18 protein-coding genes, 1 tRNA gene and 1 other RNA gene are annotated in these 24,501 nt (G+C 40.1%); 3 read left to right on the top strand and 17 right to left on the bottom strand.

What is annotated here, in order from left to right:
* Positions 1-15: 15 nt before the first annotated feature.
* The 5 genes from HW271_RS03075 to HW271_RS03055 form a co-directional block, all read right to left on the bottom strand.
* The gene (locus HW271_RS03075) at positions 16-6,762 is read right to left on the bottom strand and encodes a SpGH101 family endo-alpha-N-acetylgalactosaminidase (RefSeq protein ID WP_178894798.1); all 6,747 of its coding nucleotides are present in this window, start codon (positions 6,760-6,762) and stop codon (positions 16-18) included.
* A gap of 328 nt (positions 6,763-7,090) precedes the next feature.
* Complete coding sequence (locus tag HW271_RS03070) at positions 7,091-9,376, bottom strand: DNA translocase FtsK (protein WP_398588213.1); 2,286 nt, start codon at positions 9,374-9,376, stop codon at positions 7,091-7,093.
* 141 nt (positions 9,377-9,517) lie between these two features.
* On the bottom strand, positions 9,518-11,473 hold the full coding sequence (locus tag HW271_RS03065; protein ID WP_178894796.1) for a fructose-specific PTS transporter subunit EIIC: 1,956 nt from the start codon (positions 11,471-11,473) through the stop codon (positions 9,518-9,520).
* On the bottom strand, positions 11,470-12,381 hold the full coding sequence (gene pfkB, locus HW271_RS03060; RefSeq protein WP_178894795.1) for a 1-phosphofructokinase: 912 nt from the start codon (positions 12,379-12,381) through the stop codon (positions 11,470-11,472). Before pfkB ends, HW271_RS03065 begins: the two co-directional genes overlap by 4 nt.
* The gene (locus HW271_RS03055) at positions 12,378-13,118 is read right to left on the bottom strand and encodes a DeoR/GlpR family DNA-binding transcription regulator (RefSeq protein WP_178894794.1); all 741 of its coding nucleotides are present in this window, start codon (positions 13,116-13,118) and stop codon (positions 12,378-12,380) included. Before HW271_RS03055 ends, pfkB begins: the two co-directional genes overlap by 4 nt.
* 161 nt (positions 13,119-13,279) lie before the next feature.
* Between HW271_RS03055 and HW271_RS03050 the strand changes: the two genes are divergently transcribed.
* Positions 13,280-13,367: transfer RNA gene (locus HW271_RS03050), tRNA-Ser, on the top strand.
* A gap of 79 nt (positions 13,368-13,446) precedes the next feature.
* Here the strand turns inward: HW271_RS03050 and HW271_RS03045 are convergent.
* The 5 genes from HW271_RS03045 to HW271_RS03025 form a co-directional block, all read right to left on the bottom strand.
* Positions 13,447-14,781 carry an Nramp family divalent metal transporter gene (locus HW271_RS03045; RefSeq protein WP_178894793.1) on the bottom strand — a complete coding sequence of 445 codons (1,335 nt, stop codon included), beginning with the start codon at positions 14,779-14,781 and terminating at the stop codon, positions 13,447-13,449.
* A gap of 420 nt (positions 14,782-15,201) precedes the next feature.
* Positions 15,202-15,549: a transfer-messenger RNA gene (gene ssrA / locus HW271_RS03040) on the bottom strand.
* A 61-nt stretch (positions 15,550-15,610) separates the two neighbouring features.
* Positions 15,611-16,246: an SGNH/GDSL hydrolase family protein gene (locus HW271_RS03035; protein WP_178894792.1), complete on the bottom strand. Its 636-nt coding sequence runs from the start codon at positions 16,244-16,246 to the stop codon at positions 15,611-15,613.
* A 1-nt stretch (position 16,247) separates the two neighbouring features.
* On the bottom strand, positions 16,248-17,075 hold the full coding sequence (locus tag HW271_RS03030) for an HAD family hydrolase (RefSeq protein WP_178894791.1): 828 nt from the start codon (positions 17,073-17,075) through the stop codon (positions 16,248-16,250).
* A 24-nt stretch (positions 17,076-17,099) separates the two neighbouring features.
* Positions 17,100-18,419: a CapA family protein gene (locus HW271_RS03025; RefSeq protein ID WP_178894790.1), complete on the bottom strand. Its 1,320-nt coding sequence runs from the start codon at positions 18,417-18,419 to the stop codon at positions 17,100-17,102.
* 147 nt (positions 18,420-18,566) lie between these two features.
* On the opposite strand from HW271_RS03025, the gene def reads away from it, so the two are divergent.
* Both def and rlmB read left to right on the top strand, forming a co-directional pair.
* Positions 18,567-19,178, top strand: a complete 612-nt coding sequence (gene def, locus HW271_RS03020) for a peptide deformylase (RefSeq protein ID WP_178894789.1) — start codon at positions 18,567-18,569, stop codon at positions 19,176-19,178.
* Between the two features lie 44 nt (positions 19,179-19,222).
* Positions 19,223-19,951, top strand: coding sequence for a 23S rRNA (guanosine(2251)-2'-O)-methyltransferase RlmB (gene rlmB / locus HW271_RS03015; protein ID WP_006148811.1), 729 nt, complete (start codon positions 19,223-19,225; stop codon positions 19,949-19,951).
* Positions 19,952-20,130: 179 nt separating this feature from the next.
* On the opposite strand, the gene trxB is transcribed toward rlmB, so the two are convergent.
* From trxB to HW271_RS02980, 7 genes are all read right to left on the bottom strand, one after another.
* Positions 20,131-21,042, bottom strand: coding sequence for a thioredoxin-disulfide reductase (trxB, locus tag HW271_RS03010; protein ID WP_178894788.1), 912 nt, complete (start codon positions 21,040-21,042; stop codon positions 20,131-20,133).
* A gap of 65 nt (positions 21,043-21,107) precedes the next feature.
* Complete coding sequence (locus HW271_RS03005; protein ID WP_004253933.1) at positions 21,108-21,332, bottom strand: DUF4059 family protein; 225 nt, start codon at positions 21,330-21,332, stop codon at positions 21,108-21,110.
* A gap of 79 nt (positions 21,333-21,411) precedes the next feature.
* Positions 21,412-22,155 (bottom strand): amino acid ABC transporter ATP-binding protein, encoded by a 744-nt coding sequence (locus tag HW271_RS03000; protein WP_004253930.1) that lies wholly within the window; start codon positions 22,153-22,155, stop codon positions 21,412-21,414.
* Positions 22,155-22,955: an amino acid ABC transporter permease gene (locus HW271_RS02995; RefSeq protein WP_178894787.1), complete on the bottom strand. Its 801-nt coding sequence runs from the start codon at positions 22,953-22,955 to the stop codon at positions 22,155-22,157. The genes HW271_RS03000 and HW271_RS02995 overlap by 1 nt, the downstream gene beginning before the upstream one ends.
* A gap of 156 nt (positions 22,956-23,111) precedes the next feature.
* On the bottom strand, positions 23,112-23,468 hold the full coding sequence (locus HW271_RS02990; RefSeq protein WP_178894786.1) for a Spx/MgsR family RNA polymerase-binding regulatory protein: 357 nt from the start codon (positions 23,466-23,468) through the stop codon (positions 23,112-23,114).
* A gap of 12 nt (positions 23,469-23,480) precedes the next feature.
* Entirely contained in the window at positions 23,481-23,993 is a 513-nt protein-coding gene (locus HW271_RS02985; protein WP_259274723.1) for a methylated-DNA--[protein]-cysteine S-methyltransferase, read from the bottom strand.
* Complete coding sequence (locus HW271_RS02980) at positions 23,986-24,486, bottom strand: GNAT family N-acetyltransferase (protein WP_178895648.1); 501 nt, start codon at positions 24,484-24,486, stop codon at positions 23,986-23,988. The genes HW271_RS02985 and HW271_RS02980 overlap by 8 nt, the downstream gene beginning before the upstream one ends.
* Between the last annotated feature and the right edge of the window lie 15 nt (positions 24,487-24,501).

Here is a 24,501-nt window from a genome sequence, read left to right as displayed (position 1 = left end):
AAACTCTATTATATTTTAATCTTCTTTTCTTTTTTGAAGAAATAGAGCAGACATTGCTAATGTAAGACCAGCTAGGAAGAGGTGTTCAGTTGTGCCTTCACCAGTTTCAGGAAGTTTAGGCTGATCTGCTTCTTTTTGTGTTGCTTGCATAGCAGGTGTTGGTGTAAGAGCTGGTTTCTGATCAAGTTTTTCTGCAACTGGACTTGTCTGATTGTCTCCTGCAGCTAATGTCTCTTTATACTCAGGAACATCATTCTTAGCCGCTTCAACCCAATTAGCTCCACCCTTGAATTCTGGAAGCTCATTCTTGTCCGCTTCAACCCAATTAACGCCGCCCTTGAACTCTGGGAGCTCATTCTTGTCCGCTTCAACCCAATTAACGCCGCCCTTGAACTCTGGAATTTCATGAACAGCTGCTTCTGCAGCATTAACGCCACCTGTAAATTCAGGAATTTCAACTACTGGTGGTTCTTGATTTCCTTTACTTGTTAGTACTTCAGGTTCTGGAGTTGGTTTTGGAGTTGGGGTTGGCTCTGGATCTGGAGTTGGTTCTGGATCTGGAGTTGGTTCTGGATCTGGGGTTGGCTTCGGATCTGGAGTTGGCTCTGGATCTGGAGTTGGTTTCGGATCTGGAGTTGGCTCTGGATCTGGGGTTGGTTTTGGATCTGGAGTTGGCTCTGGATCTGGAGTTGGTTCTGGATCTGGAGTTGGTTTTGGATCCGGAGTTGGTTCTGGATCTGGGGTTGGTTTCGGATCTGGAGTTGGTTCTGGATCTGGGGTTGGTGTTGAATCCTTCAACTGATCCAAATATTCTGCAAAGAATGTCACCATTCGATCTGTTAAGAGGTGGTTATCTGTTGCATACTTCATGCTTGCAACTACACTTGCCACTTCTTCTTGATTGCTCTTATCAGTCAATTTTTGAGCTTTAGCCAAGGCTGCTTCATATGCACTTGTGTCAAGATCTGCTTCAGCAACTTGAGGACGAGCAAAGATCAATTCTGCAGCTGATTGATATTGATTACCACCATCTCCATAAGTTCTTGTTCCAGTTAGGACAATCTTCTTAGCTTTGATAGTCTTACCAAAGTCGATATCTTTTGGTTTGTTATTATCAGCCCAATTAGTTGCATTGAAGGTATGCTCCTTACCTGTTTCATCAGTAACAACAAGAGTCACATCTCTCAAGTTACCATTTGAACCTGAACCGCGTGGAACATAACGGAAGCCTGTAATTTCAGTTGGTTCTTTCAAGACCATGGTTGCTGGTTTACCAACATCGCCTCCGCCCCATGATGTATGCCATAGACTAGACAAGTTGCCATCAAAGGCATTTTCAAGACCTTCACCAGCCTGAGCAGGAGCTGAAAGACTTGCAAAGTCATCTGCCACAAGAGCTACTTTCTTCATTACTAAAGCATCTTTAAGAGCATTGACCTTATCGATTTCTGCTTTAGCTTCTTCCAGACTAATGTCATCATCGGCTTGACTGAGGTTGAAGACTGCTTCTTTTAAAGCATCCATACTTTCTTTGGTGTAGTTAGTCATGGCTACAGTTGGAAGATAATTCTTGACAGCATTTTCTATCATCATCTTACCTGTCAAGACAATCTCTTCAATTTGAAGTTTATCCATGATGAAATCATTGTAACCACGGAAGTTAGCATTACCACCAGAATCTCCACGAGTATTACTTGCGTTACCTGTAGAGTAGATACCTACCCAAGTATCGCCAGTTTCAGCACCTGTCACAAGGAAGGTTGCACGTTTCGCTTTTTGAGAATCAGTCCATGAGTTTGGTAATTCATGCATTTCGAGGTCGCTTGCTTGGCTACCACGACGACCAGATTGGAATTCTCCCTTACCTACAACAAATGCGTAAGTATTATCTGATCCAGCTTCGTAGTCAAATGTGATACGGTAGGTCTTACCTGCTTCAAAGCGGAAGTTTTGTGGGATTGTTTGGTAAACCAAGTTACGACGGCTAACAAGACCGTTTGTCTTGAGTGACCAATTTCCTTCAATAACGTCGTCAACTTTCTTGCCATTCCAATCACGTTGTGTGTATGGACCATGTTTTTCAGACAAGTGAGTACGGTTATCTTCAACACCTTCGATTCCACCGATGACAAATGGGAAGATACCTTGTCCGACATTTTCAAAGTCTTGTTTGAAGACGCCTTTTGCAGTATCATGACCATCACCGTACATGTTTGAATCATTTTCGAAAGTACGGATTTCATCGAAGTAAGTTGCTTCATCTCCTGCTTCACGACTCAAGGTCAAGGTTACATTTGATACATCTGAACCTGTTGTGAAGAAGGCATACATGTTTTGGAAGTAACTTCTATCATTAACTGTTGCATTGTCAGTACGAGTGTTATGAGCGTATGCTTTAACATAGTTAAGAGCAAGTGACTTGTTCGTGTAGTTTGTCACTTCTTTCTCACCAGTGTTAACAGTAATGCTTGCTTTAGCATCACTACGATTATCAACACCGACATAAACTGCATATTTTGTATTTGGCTTCAAGCCAGTCAATTTTTGAGTGAGACTAACTTTTTCTTTATTGCCTTGGATGCGGAGCATTTGGTTTGCACCTTGAGATTTGACAACTGTTGCTTTAGAAGCGTCACCTTCAATCTTCCAATGGTCTAAAGATTCACTGTTAAATCCTTGGTCATAGATATGCATTCCTTCACTCCATGACATTTCAGGATTAGTTTGTTTAGAACGATAAAGAACATAAGGTTGATTTGCTAGAAGATCGAGTGTAATCTTACCATCTTTGACAGCTACTTCTTGTTCTTCAGTCTTACCTTGGTCTGTTAGTTTGTAAAGGTAAACTTTACCATTTGCCCAGTCGCTAGGAAGTGTCCAAGTTGTTGCACCTTTTTCAGTATTGAAGTAGTACATTTTTTCCTTGTCACCAGTAAGCTTGTTACCATTGGCATCCCAGTTCCAAGGAGTCAAGTAGGCTGAACCATCTTGAATGACACGATCGTTAAGTGTTACAATTCGTTCACGGTATTGTGGGCTATTGACATCATTAGATTTACGAGTAACAACTACCTTGTTGTTTTCCTCATCGACCAATTCAACCTTCATCTCAGGTGTCCACTTGTAAGTGCCACCATTGTCAGTCATGGTTACTGGTTTACCATTTTCCCATTTGCTAACAGTGAAGTGTTGGAAGTATTTAGTCATAACATCGTGGGCAAACAAGTTGGTTACATAACCATTGTAGTCACTACGACCTTGCCAGCCTTCGAAGTCTTTCATGCTATATCCACCTAGAAGTGGGTAGTTAGCCGCACCTCCATAGCTTCTGTAATCACCAACCCAAGCATCTTTTTGGTGGTTACGGATAAAGCGAGTAATGGCACTGTTAATACCTTTATTGGTATAGCCACCATAAGTCAAGTCTGCAGCCCAGTGATGGAAGGTAGAGTCATACTCACCACCATGGCCCCACTCAATTGCAAAACGCCAACCCTGTTGGTTGATTTCTTTTGCAAGAACGTGAGTTGCCCAAGCACCGTTGTCTCCTGATTGACCGTTACCCCAAACGTCGACATAGATGAAGTCTAGGCCTTCACCCAACTCTTTCTTCAACTCTTCCCAACGCGCTATACGTCCATGAGCCAAATCATAGGCTGCATCAATATTGATACCTTGGTCAAGCCAGTTCCAACCATAGCTATAGCTACCGTCAGCATTTTTACGAAGGATATTTTCATTGAAGTATTTTGATTCAGGATAGGTTTCTGAAGCGTTAACGTGGATACCTAGGTGGGCACCATATTTCTTAGCTTTTTCAATAAGAGCTTTAAAGTCTTCCGTACCACCGATACGTTTACCGATATCCGCGTAGTTTAAGTGACCTGAGTCATGTCCTTCACTACCGTAACCTTTAAGGAGGACACCTTGCCCAAGACCATCTGTATGGAGGTTAATCTTCTTGATACCATCCAAGGTCATCAGGAATGGGTTCTGTGCTTGTGAACCAAAGTTCATAGCGATACGGTATGCAGTGATATTTTTTACTTTTTCCCAACCTTGAGGGTTGTTCATGATGCTACGGTATGCAATCGCACCATCTTGCCAGTCTACTTTATTATCAGCATTGGCATCTTCTGTGATGACAACTTTAGCACTTGGAAGTTCCTTAGTATATGCTGGGAAGACAATACCATTGTGTGCTTTTTCCCATTGCCATTCAGAACTATGGATTTCAACGTAGTTAGCATTACCAATAGTGTTCTTGTAGGCTGTCAAACGTGTCCAGTCATAAGAACCACCACCGTAACTGTTTTGTGAGTTGCTCCATACACCAGCAGCAAGTTTATCTGTTGAAACAAATCCATACATGTAACCTTTGGCCAATTCTTTCATTGGATTGGTTACTTCGATATGGTCGTCACCACTTACGTGAGTATTGTTTGACATGGTTGCCCCATCAAACTTAGCTCCAGGTTGGTCACTTGAAACAGATACCAAGGCATTGCCTAAGAAGCTGATAGAAGAAAGTAATTTACGTTCATCATCAATCTTCTGTCCTGGTGTTACTTGGTTATGGTTGACAATCTTAGTCACATCAAAGTGAAGTTGATTGCCCACTACTTGTAAACGAACAGTCATATCTGCATTAATGAGATTTTCCTCATCACGGAGTTTCATTTCATACTCAGCAGTTGTTGCATTTACTTTTTTATAGGTAACTTCAGGAGTTACGGCATGCTTATTGATAACAACTTGATTAATTGGTTGAAGTTGACCTGGAAGCTTGTTGCCATTAAGGACATATTCTTTAATACGAGGGAAGGCTTGGTCAATGACTGCTTTCAAAACAGTAGACTCAATTGTATCGTATTTCACATTACGATCATCAACTTCATCGCCTTTTTCTTTTTCAGCAACTTCTTTGTCTGCTTTAACGCCTTCTTGGTCATCTGTTTTAATGTTTACAATTGTTCTTTCGCTACTATTGTATGTTCCAGCTTTAAGAACAATCTTCTTCTCATCTTTTAATTTGTCATTAACTGCAGAAGGTAAGGTAAGAGTATCGAATAACTTGACATCATTGTTGGTTGCGTTCAGTTGTCCGTCCGATTTGAGACTGATCGTCAAATGGTTAACAGAACCATTTACTGGTGCTGCGACACGTTCGCCTTGATACCAAAGTCCGCTACCATTTGTCTTGTATTCCCAGAACCATCCGCCTTGGTCATACCCTACAAAAACGTTATTATCTGTGTCTTTAAATTTCATGAAGACACCAAAGCGAGACTTGCCTGTTTCAGACTCTTCTTTGAAGGTCAAATCAACTGTAGCATTCCCATTAGCGTCAACTGTCAAACCTTCTTTTTCAAACAAGGCTGGATTTTTGCCGTTATCATTTTGAGCTGTTGAAGCTAGTTGATTGTATCGAACACCTTTTTCTTCACGAATTGCTACTGTTCCTTGTTGTTCCTTCTTATCAACAGTTTTCCATTCTGGTTTAACTTCTTTTGTTTCAGCCGGTTTGTTTTCCGCTGGTTTGTTCTCAGCTGGTTTGTTCTCAGCTGGTTTGTTTTCTGCCGGCTTATTGTCAGCTGGTTTTTCTTCTTGAGGTTTATCCTCTTTTGGTTTTTCTTCTTTATCTTCAACTTGTTTATCAAGTGCATCTAGACCAGCTGGTTTAGTTGTTTCAATACCTTTGATATAGTTTTGAATCCACTCTAACTGTGCAGGTGAGAAGAGGATACCACCACTACGTTTACCAGATACACCATTTTGGTGAATACCAATTAATTTCCCATTTTCATCGAAGATTCCGCCACCACTGGCACCAGGTTCACTTCCTTGGTAGCTAATTCCACGAACGCCTTCGCCATGATTGTTAATAGCTTCGACAGTGGTATTAAGGATTGGATCGAGCTTTCCTTTTGGATAACCAAAGACGTGTACCTTATCTCCTACCTTAATGGTAGATGGTTTATCTAAAACTTCAACTGGAGCATTTGCAAGAGGTTTGCGAAGTTTGACAATGGCTAAGTCATTCTTATAACCTTTTAGGAAGCCTTCACGATCCCAGTGTTTTACATCATTTTTACTAAACTTAACGTCTGGTGCACCTTCATAAGAAACTGTATATACATCTTTATCGCTTTCGATATTGTCTGCTACCTTACGATTGTTGCCATCCGGAACATCCTTGATAAAGTTATGAGATACTGATAAAACAAGATTTTCTCCGATAACAATCCCACTACCAGTCCCAGCATCGCTCTTAATTTCAACAGTCGCACCGTAATTCAATTCACCGTTTTTTGTTTTAGCGACATCTTCTGGAACTAAACTTTTATCTTCTTTTGCTAAATCATCTTTTGAAGCAGAATGTCCACTATCTTCAGCCTTATCCAACTTTTCGCGTAGATCTTTAGGGAGTTCACTTTCGGTTGTTTCAGTTGCAGATGGTACTACTGCTTCTTTTTCTTTCGCAAGTATTTCTTCTTCAGTCTTTGGTCCTTCGGTAACTTCTGGAGAACCTTGGTCCTCTCCAGGTTTCGGCGCTTCAAAGTCATGCCCATTATCATCTTTTGCATTTGCTAGGGCTGCTGCTAAATCAGCTGGCATATTTGCGGTAGAACCAGTCTGTGCTGTATCAGCTAAAACGGTACTTGTTCCGAAGAATGTAGCACCAATGATAACAGAAGCAACACCTAATGAAAATTTCCGAATACTATATTTACAACGTTTTTCAAATAACCTTTTATCCATTATTTTTTATTCCTTCCTGCTTAAAAAGTAAGCGTTTGCAATTTATTTTAAAAAAATAACTCCCTTCATTTTTTTCGCTTATTTTTTAAACATATAAATATTTCTTATGCCATTTTAATATATCAAAAACTAGTTTAAAAATCAATACTATATTAGTTAAAATTAGTAAAAGTAAAATCTTATTTTCGGACCAACCTGAAAGTTTTTTTACTACAAGAACACCTATAATCATAGGCATAAAAAAAGAAATCACCTTCGAAAAATTAGAGTAGATTTTCCCGATTTTAGAAAGGTAATTTCTTGAATTTTTATTCTATTTTCAAACAATTTATTGTTGCAATACTTTTCGAGGTTTTGTTCCTTCAGCAGGTCCAATAACACCTGCTAACTCTAACTCTTCCATCAATCGAGTTGCACGGTTAAATCCAACTGAAAGACGGCGTTGAATCATGGATGCACTTGCTTTTTGTGTCTCGATGACAAGAGCTTTTGCTTCTTCAAAGAGAGGATCTCCAGCATCATCGCTAGAACCAAAATCACCTTCTGTCTCAGATACTTCTCCCGGATCAAAGCTTTCATCATAATCAGCATCAGCTTGAGCCTTGATGAAGTTTACGATACGTTCAACATCATCATCTGAAATAAAGGAACCTTGGAGACGAACAGGATGGTTTTCATCAATTGGCTTAAAGAGCATATCGCCTCGGCCGAGTAATTTCTCAGCACCATTTTCATCCAATATCGTACGTGAATCTGTTCCCGAAGAAACTGCAAAAGCCACACGAGACGGCACATTTGCCTTAATCAAACCAGAGATAACATCAACCGAAGGACGCTGAGTTGCAAGGATCATATGAATACCAGCCGCACGCGCCTTCTGTCCGAGACGGATAATAGCATCTTCTACTTCCTTGCTGGCAACCATCATGAGGTCAGCCAACTCATCCACAATTACGACGATTAAAGGTAGAGGTACTTGTTTGTATTCGGACTGAGCATTAAATTCCTCAACCTTAGCATTAAAACCAGCAATATTTCGAACTCCAATTTTGGCGAAAAGCTCATAGCGATTTTCCATCTCATCAACGACTTTTTGAAGGGCCTTGCTGGCCTTACGAGGATTGGTCACAACTGGAATCAAGAGATGAGGGATATCGTTGTAAACTGAAAGCTCAACCATTTTAGGATCAACCATCATAAATTTGACTTGATCTGGACGAGCCTTCATGAGAATGCTAGCGATAATACCATTAACTGCAACAGATTTACCAGAACCCGTAGAACCGGCAACTAGCAAGTGAGGCATTTTAGCCAAATCAAAACTACGAGCCGTACCATTGACTGCTTTCCCAAGAGGAATTTCTAAAAGATTTTCAGGTTTTGTTTGAGATTGTTCCCAAAGCTCACGGAAGGATACAGTTGCAATTTCCGAGTTAGGAACTTCGATACCTACCAAGGATTTCCCAGGAATCGGTGCTTCGATACGGACATCCTTAGCAGCCAAGGCCAAAGCTAAATCGTCTGCTAGGTTTGAAATACGGTTGACACGGACACCAACTGCAGGTTTAACCTCATACTTGGTCACCGACGGACCAATTTCAGCACGCTCAACTGTTACCTTAATACCAAAACTTGCGAAGGTCTCTTCCAAAATTTTGATATTTTCTCGAACAATTTTCTTTTCTTTTGACTGATCTTTTGGTTTATCTGGCGCAAAGAGTTGCAAGCTTGGGAGCTTATACTCCAATGCCTTTTTAGCAGAAAAATCTACTTCTACCTCTTCGTCATCATCATCTTCTTCAGAGAAAACTTCTTCCTCTGGATAGTCTCCTTCTTCAGGGTAATCAAAATCAGCTTGCGGGAGAATAATCTCAGGTTCTACCCATTCCTCCTCTGGAAGTGGAGGAAATTCTTGCAGTGGTTGGTCTGATAAGATTTCTCCAGTTTCCATATCTACAGGCTGCATGTCAAGCAAAGCCTGCTCTTCTCTTTCTTTTTCAAGTCTTGCTTGCTCTTCTGCTTCTCTTCGTGCCTTTTCTTCCTCACGCTTGATAAAGCGCTCTTGTTTTTTCTGTTCACGGCGCTCCATCCAGATAGCAAATCGAGCTGAAAGAAAATCAGCAATATCATAGATAGACCATGGACTCATTAAAAGAGCTCCGATTAGGATTAAGATTGCCCCTATGAAATAGGTACCGATATTTGAGAACAAAAAGGCTACCGGAATATAGAGACCTACCCCTAACAAGCCTCCTCCTGCAAAACTTGTTACTTGAAAACTAGTTAAATCTTTAAAGATTTGTCCAATCGTTCCTTGAAAAACAGCATTTGCCATGCTAAGCTTCCAGACAAGATAAGCTTGAAAGATGAGGAGCAAGCCTGCAAAAATAAAGAAGAAACCTGCTAACAAGCCTTCTTGTTTATGAATCCACTTAAATAAAAATAGATAGATTAGGAGAGAGAAAATAGCTAGATAAGCTAAACTTCCCACGAGTAAGCGAATCAGGTTATAAACAGTGATTCCGACAGCTCCCCATTTGAGAGCTGCAAAAATTAAACAGATAGCCAAAGCTAAAGAAATCAGCATTCGTTGAATCGCTTGTTTTCTTTCCAATTCTGCTTTAGACGGTCTTCGTCTTGTTTTAGTTGTATTCTTGTTTGCCATGCTTCTATTATATCATATTTCATGAACTTTTCGAGAGGTTAAAAAAATGACTGCCCACTTTCGTGTTCAGTCATTTGAATGTGTTTGTGATTATTTTTCTAATGGTTTACGAAGGTAACCGTAAACTACACCACTGACAATTGCTCCTACCAAGACAAAGACAAGGTAAAGAAGAGCATTTGAAGTAAGGGCGATAACGAAGATTCCTCCGTGAGGAGCCATGAGTTTGATATTTGCAAGACCAACGAGTCCACCTGCTACCGCTGAACCAAGGATGAAGCTTGGGATAGCACGAGCTGGGTCTGCTGCACCAAATGGAATCGCACCTTCAGTGATGAATGACAAGCCCATAACGATGTTCGTCAAACCAGAGTTACGTTCTTCTTTGGTAAATTTATTCTTGAAGAGAAGTGTTGCCACAAAGATTGCAAGCGGTGGAACCATTCCTCCAGCCATAACTGCTGCCATGGCTACTGAACCACCTGTTGCCACTGTTGCTGCAAGAGTACCAGTACCAAAGACGTAGGCTGCTTTATTGACAGGTCCACCCATATCGACAGCCATCATTCCTCCAAGAACGACTCCAAGAAGGACAGCTGATCCACCTTCAAGACCACCAAGGAAGTTGTTCATACCAGTGTTGATTGCGGCCATTGGGATATTAACAGCTAGCATGACAAAGCCTGTCAAGATTGTTCCAAAAAGTGGCAAAATAAGGATTGATTTAGCACCTTCAAGTGAGCGAGGAACCTTCACGTATTTCTTAACCAAGAGCACCAAGGCACCTGCGATAAATCCACCTACGAGGGCTCCAAGAAAACCTGATGATACCCCTGCAAGGGCTGAAGTTGCTTCGCCACCTTGTGCGTAAGGGATTTTACCAAAGGCATAACCTTCTTTAGCGATAGCACCAGCTACGAAACCGGCTACCAAACCTGGTTTTTCAGCGATTGAGTAAGCAACATATCCAGCAAATACTGGAAGCATCAAACCGAAGGCTGAACCACCAATTTTCATGAACATGGAAGCTAGCTCATGGTAGGAACCGAGATTGCCAAGACTATCCTGTGGCACACCCAAAGCACCATCAATCAAGAAAGCAAGTGCAATCATGATACCTCCACCGATAACGAATGGCAACATTTGTGATACACCACTCATCAAGTGTTTGTAGAAGGCACCACCTAGACTTTGTTTTTCATTAGATGCTGTTGAAGCTTGCGCTCCATTAGCAGCACGATAGACTTCAGCATTACCAGAAAGAGCCAAGTTGATCAACTCTTCTGTCTTACGAATACCATCTGCAACCGGACGGTTCACCAATGGTTTACCATCAAAACGATCCATCTCAACTGCTTTATCTGCAGCGATGATAACAGCTTTGGCATTGCGGATATCTTCTGCTGTCAATTTGTTGCCAACACCACTTGCACCGTTGGTTTCAACCTTGATACCAACACCCATTTCCGCAGCCACTTTTTGAAGAGCTTCTTGGGCCATGTATGTGTGGGCAATTCCTGTTGTACAAGCTGTAACTGCTACGATAAAGTCACCAGATTCATTTGCAAGAGCTTGAACTGGTTCTTGAGGTTTTTCTGATGCTTGGTCAAAGAGTTCAATGACTTGATCAGCTGATGTTACTTGACGAAGTTTATCAGCAAATCCGTCTTTCATCAAATATTGTGACAATTCTGCCAAGGCAGCCAAGTGAGTATCATTGGCACCTTCTGGAGCAGCAATCATAAAGAAGAGGTCAGTTGCTTGTCCGTCTAAACTTTCGTAATCAACACCCTTGTTCGACTTAGCAAAGAGAACAGTAGCTTCCTTTACAGCAGCATTTTTGCTGTGTGGCATAGCGATACCGTCGCCCAAGCCTGTAGAAGTCAAAGCTTCACGCGCTAAGATTCCTTCTTTAAAGGTTTCAAAATCTGTCACGTATCCGTGTTCAACCAAGCTATGAATCATTTCTTCGATAGCTGCTGTTTTTTCAGTTGCTTGCAAATCAAGCAACATGACATCTTTTCTCAATAAATCTTGAATTTTCATCTTTTTTCTACCTCAACTTTTTCATAAGTTTCTTTAATAAATGCTGCAGTTGCTAAATCATCTGAAAATGTAGTTGCTGTTCCACAAGCCACTCCCCATTTAAAGGCTTCCACTGCGTCTTTTGATTTTACAAACTCACCGGTAAATCCAGCAACCATAGAGTCACCAGCCCCAACTGAGTTTTTAACTGTTCCCTTGATCGGTTTAGCAAAGTATGCTCCATCTGATGTTACCAGAAGGGCACCATCACCAGCCATAGAGATAATCACGTTTTGAGCACCCTTAGCCAGTAATTCTCGAGCGTATTTTTCTATTTCATCAAGGCTTTCAAGCTTGACTCCAAAGATAGCTCCCAGTTCATGATTATTTGGTTTGACCAAAAGTGGTTGATAATCCAAACTATCAATCAAGGTCTGACCTTCAAAGTCACAGACTACTTGTGCGCCTGTCTGACGGGTCAAGGCAATCAAATCCTTATAGATGACATTGCCTAAGTTTTTAGCACTTGATCCAGCAAATACTACTGTATCTTCTGCTGTGAGATTTGAAAGAATGGCTTTTAACTCTTCAAGTTGTTCGGGCTCAACATTAGGACCTGTCCCATTGATTTCAGTTTCTTGGTCTGCTTTGATCTTGACATTGATACGCGTATCTTCTGCCACTTGGACAAATTGCGTTTCAATTTGTTCTTCAGCTAAAGTATCTGTGATAAATTTTCCAGTAAAGCCTCCGATGAAACCTGTCGCTGTATTTGGAATATCCAAACGCTTCAAGACACGGCTAACATTGATACCTTTACCGCCAGCAAACTTATCATCACTATCCATACGATTAACACTACCAACTTCCACTTTGTCCAAACGGACAATGTAGTCTATAGATGGATTGAGTGTGACTGTATAAATCATACTTCTATTACCTCCGTTTTCTCTTTGATAGCTGGCAAGAGCTCGTGACCCTTGCTTGTAATGACAATAGCACGTTTTATAGGAGCTACCTTAGCAAAACAAGACTGACCAATCTTGGATGAATCTGCTAGAACATATGTCTGTTTAGCATTTTCTAAGATAGCACGCTTGACGGCGCCCTCCTCCATATCTGGAGTTGTAAAGTAACCTTCATCTACACCATTCATTCCAATAAAGGCACGATCAAAGTGCAGTTGGTTAATCTGATTGAGAGCTACTCCTCCGATACTGGCATCTGTTGTCATTTTAACTCCACCACCGATAATGACTGTTGGGATTTGCTTATCCACTAATTGAACCGCATGGTGAATGGAATTGGTTACCACTGTAATGTCTTTTCGCTCCAATTCTTTAACGAGAAAGGCTGTCGTACTTCCTGCATCCACAAAGATAACATCTTTTTCTTTGATGAGAGAAGCTGCTTTTTGAGCAATCAACTTTTTCTCTTGAAGGTTTTTGACAGATTTTTCTTGAATGGTTTCTTCTTCTTGCAAGGAGTGAGGCAACTCTGCTCCTCCATGCACTCGACGAAGTTTATTTTCAGACTCCAATTCATCTAAATCACGTCTAACTGTTGATTCTGAAGTATCTAGCAAGCCTACCAATTTCTCTAGAGAGACGATTTTATGCTTACTCAATTCTTCTAAAATCAACTTTTTTCTCTCGCTTTTTAGCACGAACCCACCTCCTGTTAACGATTACATTATTCATTCTATCATAAAAAATATCAAAGTCAAGCATTTTTTGTCAATTTCTTTCATTTTCTATCACTGGATCCTCAACTTTAAATAAATTTGCAAGAAAGAAGGCTTTATGGTAGACTAGGTTAGTAAACAATGGAAGATTACTCAAGAGGCTTAAGAGGCCGTGTTGGAAACGCGGTAGGCGTGTTAAAGCGTGCGTGGGTTCGAATCCCATGTCTTCCGTTTAGTTTCAAAAAAGATACCCAAGAAATCTTGGGTATCTTTTTTCTTATATACTTGTTTTATAACTCGGGTGAATTTCTTAGAAAATATCAAATAACAATTTCACATTGAGAATTGTTAAGATAATGGAAACAATATAACCAAGGATGGTATTCCATTTAGCATTGGTAAATTCGCCCATCAGTGATTTCTTAGAAGTTAGATAAATCAAAGGGAAGATTGAAAATGGAAGAGCGATTGAAAGAAAGACCTGCGAATAAACCAATAACTGATCCAAGGTTTTTTCCTGATGACCAAACACAACCGCTACAATCATGACAGGCAACAAGGCAAAGAGACGAGTTGCCAAACGAATGAACCATTGAGGCAATCTCATATGCAAGAAACCTTCCATAACGATTTGTCCAGTCAAGGTACCCGTAATTGTCGAATTCTGACCACTGGCTAATAAAGCCAAGGCAAACAAGGTTGATAAGGTTGAGCTAGCTATAGCTCCTGCAATAGTAGAATCCTGCAAGGCATTATACATTTGAGAGAAGGCAGAAATCTCGGATGCATGGCCGAAAAAGAGAGCCGCCCCGAGAATTAATAGAAGGGAGTTAACGATAAAGGCCAAGGACAGTTGAAGATTTGAATCCCAGGTCATAAAGCGCACGGCTTTTCGAACATCATTCTTGTCCTTGTGATTGATTTTCCGAGTTTGAGACAAGGAAGAATGCAAATAGAGGTTATGGGGCATCACTGTCGCACCCACGATACCTAACGCCAAGGTTAATTGACTTTCATGCCCTGGCAAAGGACTTTCAAATAAGGTTGCATTCGGTAGATAACCCTCAACGATTCCTTGGAAGCTTGGATGTGACAAAGCTACCAGATAAGTAAAGATTGCTAAAATCGTTAAAATCAGTGTTGTCACAATAGCTTCAATCTTCTTAAAGCCAAATTTCATCAAAAGCAATAAGAGAAAGACATCTAGAACCGTCAAAAGGATGGCTATCATAATCGGAATCTTAAAGAGAAGATTGAGAGCAATCGCTGAACCTAGAACTTCTGCCAGATCTGTCGCCATCAAGGCTAATTCTAAAATCACCCATAGACTATAACGAAGCCATTTAGGTGAATGATGAGCCGTTGCTTGAGCCAGGTCCATCTGGGTTACAATACCAAGCTTTCCTGCCATCTGCTGAAGTTGCATGGCAATGAGAGATGAAATCAAGATAACAAACAAGAGACTATACTTATAGGAAGCACCACCGACTACACTGGTAATCCAGTTTCCTGGATCCATATAACCAACTGCGACAAGAGCACCCGGACCTAAAAAGGCCTTTATATTTTGCCAGAAATGATTGTTATTTGGAGTATCGATAGATTGATTAATCTCAGAGAGTGACATTTTTTTATGAGAAGACATAGATACTTACCTCTTTCTAAACCTACTTTTTCATTATTTTCTATTAGAGAAAAATAAGATTGACTTTAAACTATTAAAACAATGAAAACTATATGAAAAACATTTAGTTTTTTCATTATTTTTCTTAAGGCACCTTAATATTTTTCTTAAGGCACCTTAATATTTTTCTTAAGGCACCTTAATTATAACACAAAAAATGAAAACTATATGAAAAACATTTAGTTTTTTCATTATTTTTCTTAAGGCACCTTAATTATAACAGAAAATATGATAAAAACTTAAGAAAATTCAGGACTTGATTTAATATTTAGGATACAACAAAATGTTGTATTCTTTTTTTGCAAAAGAATACCAAAGAATAAAATAAAAAACGTTGTAAAAACAACGTTTTAGAAAGATTTACAAAACAATGTAAATTATCAATGGAGCCGGTGGGAGTCGAACCCACGTCCAAACACCTGCTAACATATTTGTCTACAACCATAGGTTATGTATTGTTTTAACAGTCCCTCGACACATAACTCAAGCCTAGGAACTGCGAGTCTATAAATCTCTTACCAAACTGCTAGACAAAGCTTGATCGTATCTCGCTAATAATAAGACCTGTCATCAGACACGAGCAATCCGAATCGGGTCACGCCTGCTGGTTTTTAGGCAGCTAGAGCGTAAGAAGTATTATTTTTTGCAGTTATATTTAACTGAGCGTTTACGTCGCCACACGGGTTGCAAAATATGCCTCATAATGCCTGTCGAATCCGTAACGACCCCAAAAGACTATAAAGATATTATACCTTATCTAGGTTAAAAAAGCAAAAATGCAAGTAGATGTCTAGAAAAGTCTAGTTTTCAAGGTTTCTGATAGAGCCTGATAGCCAGAAACGCTAAGGTGAAGCCCATCTGTTGTATGGTCTGATTTGAGTTGCCCTTCCTGATCTAGTAGATTCTCAAAGACAGATACATATTCTACCTGCATGTATGCAGAAGCTAGCTCTTGATAGGCTTGGTTCCAGGCCTTGATTTTCTCATTTGTGCGAATATAAACTGTCTGTTTGTATTCTTCCCCTTGATGAACTGGCAGAATAGAAACTAGCTTAATCTGTGACAGCGGATAGTCACGAGAAATACTTTGAATTACACTTTCAAGATTCTTTAATGCTTGACTCATTGGAACATCTTTCCCGATGTCATTGGTCCCAATCAAAAGCACAATTTGATCCACTGCATCACCATAGAGGTGGGCATCAAGGTTATCTAGTAAAAGTCCAGTTTGATAGCCTCGAATACCTCGGTTTACAATGGTCTTTGTTGTCCCTAGTAATTCTTGCAAGGGATAATACTCAACAATAGAATCTCCAATAAAGATGATATCTGGTTCAATTACAGAAATCTGGTTGAGTTCACGATACTTGGTTTGGATTTTCTCCTGCTCTTTTAAGAGCCAATTTTCTAATAGCTGTACTGCCAAGTTATTCTCCTCTTTCTAGCCAGTTCTCTAAAACTTTGTAAACACCCGCCTGACTGTTGGCTGGAGCTACTTTTGTCGCAACTCTCTTAACAGCCTCTTCTGCATTTTCCATAGCGTATGAAATTCCTGCCAACTCTAACATTTCAATGTCATTTTCACTATCACCGAAGGCCATGATTTGTTCAGGTTTTAAGTTCCAACGTTTGAGTAATTCTACTAGCCCCCACGCTTTATGAATCCCATCTTGTAAGATATCAATACAGCCATAACCGCTGGAAACAGCTCGCACATGCCCATCAAATAGGTCATTAATTTCCTGTAAAACCGAATCCAATCGCTCTTCACCAACTACCATGCTCATCTTGAGAACACCACCGAAGAGATTAGAGTCAAATTCATCGACAAAGTTCATTCGTTGATAGAGCTTCTCAATCATCTCTGGAGTCATAAATTTATCAAGTTCTGTAAAAACAGTACCTTTCTTTACAAAACCACCATTCATCGCAGTTACGACAAACTGATCCTGACATTCTCTACCTTTAAAATGAGCTAAAGCCCTATCAACCATGGCATCATCCCAAGTTTGTGCTTGAATCAATTCATTATTTTCGAATATCCGAGCACCATTAGCAACTACCAGAACGACTCTTTCTGCTAGATGTCCCAGTAATTGTCGCATACGATGAACTTCATTTCCAGTCGCAATGACAAACCGAACGCCACGGTGGTCCAGCTTATCTAAAATTTTCTCTAAGCGAGGAAGGTCTAGTTGACCTCTTGGATCTAACAAAGTACCATCCATATCCGTTGCTACTATCTTAATTTCCATTTTGTCTCCTTGAGATTCGAATCACTACCACTTCAAACCTACATGTTCATTCATTTCTTTATAGGCTGTATCAATCCGTTCCTTGGTAGCCTCGTCTAACTGACTACGGTATTTCCCACCCTCAATAAAGTCTTCCAGGATATAAGTTTGGTAAAGATAGAGTGGGTATCCTTCTGGAGAATAGCCTCCCTTTGGAGTCCTACTCACCCAGCTTGGATGGGCTTGGGCAGTTTCGATAGTCGTTTTACCGGATTTCTTCTTAATGGTCACATCCATGAGAACTCCACGTTCCGTCCACTTGGCATTTTCAACATCCTGCATGGTTTCAATCCGTTGATTTGAGATGAAATTCCCCATAGAGTAAATGATAAGCTTTTTATCACCTTCTTTTTCAACCGTTTCAGCTGGTTCAACAACGTGAGGATGACCACCAAAGATAATATCAGCACCCCAATCAATCATTTTATGGTAAAGTTTCTTTTGCTCCTCAGTCGGCTCAATTTGATACTCAACTCCCATCTGAGGCATGATAATTGTAATATCTGCCTCTTTCTCTGCTCGCTCAATTTCAGCCTTCATTTTATCTTCATCTAAGTCTGAAAGATAGCGATTATAATCCTCTTGAGAAATGCTTTGTTCAATTCCGTTAAAACCATAGGAATAAGCTAAAAGGGCAACTTTAATCCCATTGACTTCCTTGATGACAATAGGTGCTTTATCTCGTGGTTCATGAGTGTAGACTCCGATTGGTGTCATTCCAGCTTTTTCAATCGCATCTGCGGTTGAAACTACTCCCTCAATTTGAGAATCCAAGATATGATTATGAGCCAAGTCTAGCACTTGATAGCCTGCATCTTTTATAGCGTCCATGACTTCACCAGGTGCATTAAATAAGGGGTAACCTGCAAGATAGTGATCTTTATTTACAGTTCCTTCAAAATCACCAATGACCAAGTCAGCTTGCTTAAGCCAAGGCTTTACGTATTCAAAGTTTTCATGAAAATCGTAGGTACCGTCTGCCTTTTTTGCTGAAATGTAGATGATGTCATGGTAAAGCAAATCACCATTTGCCATGATGCGAGCACTTGTTTCCTGTTCCGTTACAGTAGTTTTCTCCTTAGAATCAGCACTCTGACTCACTGTAGTTACACTACTATTCACTAATGGAACTCCCTTAATTCCTTGAGCTAATAAAGTCAAAGCCATCGAAATCGCAACAACAATCAACAACACAACAACAAAGGTTTTATTACTCCATTGGCGATAGTTTCTAAAAAAACGAATAAATTTTCTGACAAGTCCTAAGACAGGATCTTTTTGATTTCTACTACTGCGTTTTTCCATCTTTTCTCTCCTTGCTTTTTAATGCAAGTCTCCTTACTTTATTATACCACAGACAAATTGGTATTTCCTTTTATTAGCAACTTCTGTGACTTTCTTTCTCAACTATTTTGTGTTATCATGGAATTGTAATGGAAGGAAGGAGAGAAGATGTCTGCTATAGAACGTATTACAAAAGCTTCACATTTAATCGATATGAAAGATATTATCCGCGAGGGCAATCCAACCCTACGTGCAGTTGCCGAGGAAGTCAGTTTCCCATTGAGCAATCAAGATATCATCCTTGGTGAGAAAATGATGCAATTTTTGAAACATTCACAAGACCCAGTTATGGCTGAAAAGTTAGGGCTACGTGGAGGAGTCGGACTTGCTGCACCACAACTAGATATCTCAAAACGCATCATTACTGTTTTAGTTCCTAATATCACCGAGGAAGGTGAAACACCTCAAGATGCCTATGACTTACAAGCTGTTATGTACAATCCTAAGATTGTCTCACACTCAGTCCAAGACGCTGCTCTAGGAGAGGGAGAAGGTTGCCTATCAGTCGATCGTGCTGTCCCAGGTTATGTTATCCGCCATGCTCGAGTAACTGTCGACTACTTTGATAAGGACGGTGAAAAACATCGCATCAAGCTAAAAGGCTACAACTCCATCGTTGTACAACATGAAATCGACCACTTAAATGGTGTTATGTTTTATGATCGTATCAATGAAAAGGATCCTTTCGCAGTCAAAGAAGGTTTACTCATTCTGGAATAAAGAAAATCCCGTTCGACAACGGGGTTTTATGTTATAATAGAGCCATGAAAACAAATGATATTGTCTATGGCGTTCACGCCGTTACCGAAGCACTGTTAGCAAATACTGGAAACAAACTCTATCTCCAGGATGATTTACGAGGTAAGAATGTAGAAAAAGTCAAAGAACTGGCAACTGAAAAGAAAGTATCCATTTCTTGGACTTCAAAAAAATCTCTTTCCGAAATGACTGAAGGAGCTGTCCACCAAGGTTTTGTCCTACGTGTTTCTGAATTTGCCTATACTGAACTTGAGCAGATTCTTGCTCAGACTCGCCAAGAAGAAAACCCACTACTATTGATCCTCGATGGACTAACCGACCCTCATAACTTAGGTTCTATCCTAAGAACAGCCGATGCAACCAATGTTTCAGGTGTCATTATTCCCAAGCATCGAGCTGTTGGTGTGACACCCGTAGTTGCAAAAACAGCAACGGGTGCCATCGAGCATGTGCCTATCGCTCGCGTTACCAATCTCAGCCAAACCTTGGATAAACTTAAAGAAGAAGGTTTCTGGACTTTTGGGACCGATATGAATGGAACTCCTTGCCATAAATGGAACACAAGTGGCAAAGTCGCTCTTATTATCGGAAATGAGGGAAAAGGTATCTCAAGTAACATCAAAAAACAAGTGGACGAGATGATCACTATACCAATGAATGGACATGTACAGAGTCTCAATGCAAGCGTTGCTGCTGCTATTCTTATGTACGAAGTCTTCCGCAATCGATTATAAAAAAGTGAGGTTGGGACAAAAGATCCCGACCTCACTTTTTATTAGCAATCAAACTTTGACGCGGTAGCTGATTGAACTTTTTGTTCGTCTTTTAGACTCCAAAAAGCTCCTAATCATCCTCGCAGGGCTGGGACTACGAAATCGAGACTTTGTCTATCGATTTCTGTCCCACCGCCTTTTTAACTATGTTCAGTAATATATTTATAGGCTTCTTGACCTGCAATAGCACCATCTCCAACTGCTGTTGTAACTTGGCGAAGGTCTTTCTGACGAACATCTCCAACTGCAAAGACACCTGCAACACTTGTCTTCATATGGTCATCTGTCACAATCCAACCTGACTCATCTTGGATTTGTAAATCTTTTGTAAAATCGCTGACTGGATCTAAACCAACATAGATAAAGACACCACCAAAGGCATGTTCAGTCACTTGATTTGTTTTAACATTTTCAATGACAACTGACTCCACACGGTTTTCACCCTTGATTTCTTTTACGACAGAATCCCAAATGAAGTTGATTTTTTCATTTGCAAAGGCGCGGTCTTGCAAGACTTTTTGAGCACGAAGCTCATCACGACGGTGAACGATGGTTACAGTTTTGGCAAACTGTGTTAAGAAGATTGCTTCCTCAACCGCTGAGTCACCACCACCTACAACCAACAAATCTTGGTCACGGAAAAAGGCTCCATCACAAACCGCACAGTAGGAAACTCCACGACTATTTAGTTCTTCTTCTCCTGAAACTCCCAGGAGACGGTGCTTAGAACCAGTCGCTACGATAACTGTGCGAGTTTCAAATTCTTCATCGTCTGTGATTACTTTCTTAACATCACCATGGTTCTCAATATTTTCTACAAAGCCATAGAGATGTTCAACACCTAGATTTTCAAGAGGTTCAAACATCTTTTCTGCTAACTCAGGTCCACTAATGTTAGCATAACCTGGATAGTTTTCGATGTCAGAAGTATTGTTCATCTGACCGCCAGGAAGACCACCTTCAATCAAAGCTACTTTGAGATTGCTGCGTGCTGCATACAAGGCTGCAGTCATCCCAGCAGGACCTGCACCGATAATAATCGTATCGTACATTCTCTTTCCTTCTTTCTTGTTGTAACTATTTTTATTCTAACGAATTAAATCCCATTTTACAACTATTAAGCCTTGAGAACCAACAAGATGCTCATGGTTGCAAAAGACAATACTGGAATTGTTAGAACTCCAATCATAATCATATCATAGAGGTGAGCCTGACGCTCCTTAGCAGTTTTATCGACACCTGACAGGGCTCTAAAACCAATCCAAATCCCTAAGACAACCAAGACTAGTAAAATCGTCAAAACCAAACTCTCTAAATACAAAGCAAATAGCTGAACTAGCATGCTCTCTCTCATTTCTATTATTTTTAAAGAGCAAACCCAGTTAGCTTAGCCAACTGAGTTTTTCTTATCTTCTATTATATCAGATATAGGTCCGTTTGTAACTAGCAAAGAACTCTTTTGTTCGTTCTTCTTTAGGATGGTTGATAATCTCATCCGGTGTTCCAGATTCAATAATCTTTCCTTTATCCAAGAATAAAACCTTATCAGCTACTTGAGCAACAAATGACATATCGTGACTAACCAAAACCATAGTTTGACCTGATTTTGCAGCATTAGCAATCGATCTTTCTACCTCACCAACCAATTCTGGGTCCAGTGCTGAAGTCGGTTCATCCAAGAGTAAGACGTCTGGTTTCATGGCTAGAGCACGAGCTATAGCGACCCGTTGTTTTTGTCCTCCAGACAAGTGACGCGGATAATGCTGTTCACGATCAGAAAGCCCAACCTTAGCTAGTTCTTCCTTAGCAATTTCAGTCGCTTCTTCGTCCGATAATTTTTTAACTACCACCAAGCCTTCTTTAACATTATCTAGCGCTGTTCTACGCTCAAATAAATTAAACTGTTGGAAAACCATCGATAATTTACGACGAAGAGTTAGAATTTCTTCTTGCGTAATTTGAGAAAAATCAACTTTGAAATCATCAATCTGAATACTTCCACTATCAGGAGTTTCTAGATAGTTTAGGCTACGAAGAAAAGTTGATTTCCCAGCTCCTGAAGAACCAATTAAGGCAACAACTTCTCCTTTTTGAATATCTAAATTCAGATGATCCAAAACAGTTTGACCTGAAAAGGATTTGCTTAAATTTGAAATTTTAATCATTAGCGAAGCTCTCCTTTCACATCTGTCTCAACATTATCTGGTGCTGTAATAGCCATTTTTCTTTCAATGAAACGGCCAAGATTTTCAATAACGATATTTACCACCCAGTAGACGAGAGCTACTGAGATGAAACGTTCAAAGTAACGATAGTCTGCACCACCCAAAATCTGAGCTTGGGCAAAGACTTCTACAACACCTGCACTGAAAGCTAGGGAAGTCCCCTTGGTCAAGCCAATCAAGGAGTTAATCAAGGTTGGTGTTGCAACTACTGCTGCATTGGGAATAATCACACGACGATAAACTTGCGCACGTGTCATACCAAGACTACGAGCAGCTTCAATCTCACCTGGATTTACAGAAAGAATTGCCGCACGAAGAGTTTCGCTGGCATAGGCTGCCTCGTTAAAAGCAAAAGCCACAATCGCAAATGTTGCTGCTGGAATAGCATTAATGTTCAGAGAAGTTCCCCATTGTTGATTCAAGGCTTTCAAAGCTAATGGAATCCCGTAATAAGTCAACATCAGTTGAACTAAAATTGGGGTTCCTTTTAAGAAACTAACAAAAAATGCTTGTACTGGGTATATAAATCGAACTCGATTGATTTTCACAATCGCAAAGACTAGGGCTAGTATGATACCAAAAAAGGCACCAAATACTGTTAACATCAATGTTGTAGGTAATTGCTGTAGAATTCTTGGAATCCCATCAAAAACCGAACGCCAACTAAACAGTTTGCCATCCGGGATATATTGCATCAAATTTTGATACCAATCAGATGCTAAAATTGTTGTAACATTCATAGAAACATCCTCTCAAGATAATGATTCATTCTATCATACTTATGCTCTAATTAAAAATATTTGCTACGAGCATATCAGATTTCATCTACCTTCTAGTGTATCATACTTTAAAAGTGGGAGGTTATATATTTTATCTATCAAGGAGATAGAAAAAAACTAATTCAAATCCAAGTCCTTGTATGATTTACGATAGCCAATTTGTTTTACAAGACCATTTTCAACTAGTATTGGACGTTTCAATAGCATACCATCACTGGCCAAGAGTTTGGCTGCTTCTTTGTTTGACAATGTTCCAACCTTATCTTTCAACCCGAGTTCACGATACTTGATTCCACTAGTATTGAAAAATTGCTTCAATTCAAATCCCGAAGTTTCGAGCCAGTTTAAAATGACCTTTTCACTCGGAGTCTCTTCAACGATATGAACGTCTTTATATTCTAGTCCGAGTTGATCTAATTCTTTCTTAGCTTTTTTACAAGTTGTACATTTTGGATATTCGACAAATTCTAACATTTTCTTCTCTTTCTATTTTTTATTTTCTTGATAACTTGCATCTTCATGCCTTAAGAGCCAAGCCTTCTTTTCGAGTCCCCAAGCATAGCCTGTCAGACGTCCTCCAGCACCTAGCACACGGTGACAAGGTACAAGGATAGACCAAGGATTGCGACCTACTGCTCCTCCGATTGCTTGAGCAGAAGCCACCTGCAAGTCCTTAGCTATTTGCCCATAAGTAACTGTCTGACCAAAAGGAATTCCTCTCAAGTAGTTCCAGACTCTTTTTTCAAAGTCACTACCGACAGGAGCTAAAGGCATTTCAGATAAGTCTTGATCTTGCCCCTTAAAATAAGTCTCTAAATAGGAAGTGATTTGATTTAAAATGGGATGACTGTCAACAACAGTCACATCATTTTCAGATAATCCCTTCTCAAAATCGCTCTCTTCTTCAATCCATATCCCAAACAAATAGTGGTCATCTGCTAGCAGAGATAGGGGACCAATCGGTGACTTGTATAGCATTTTTACATACTTCTTAGACATTTAATTTTAATTTTTGATAGGCCAAGCGTTCCCCATCTACTGGAACTTTACCAACCTGTTTGAAGCCAAGTTTTTCAAAGATATGCTGCATGGCTATGTTTTTAGCGTGCGTATCTGAACGAAAATCTAGGTAATCGAAGCCTTCAATCAAACCTTCTAAAAAGGTCTGAGCAACACCTTGACCTTGCGCATCTCTAGCAACGGCAATACGGTGAAATACTAAGTATTCTGCTTCATTTCCCTCCCAGTTGCCATCATAAATTGCTTCATAAGCTTTTTCTGGGCTCTTAGTCACTGCTGCATAGGCTAAGAGGTTACCTTCGTCTAGGGCTACATAAGCTTGACCAGAGATGATATCTTCAATAATGGTATCTGCATCTGGGTAGCCGTTTTGCCACTGAGTGCTGCCAGCTTCTGCCAAATATTTCTTGGCTCCCTCAATCACTTGCATAATTGCATCAACTTCGTTTGGAAAGGCTAAGCGAATCTCCATCATTTATCCTCTTTT

The sequence above is a fragment of the Streptococcus sp. oral taxon 061 genome (assembly GCF_013394695.1).
In the GTDB taxonomy this organism is placed as follows: Bacteria; Bacillota; Bacilli; order Lactobacillales; family Streptococcaceae; genus Streptococcus.
The sequence above is the reverse complement of the archived record's forward strand: the minus strand, read 5'-3'. Positions and strand labels throughout refer to the sequence as shown.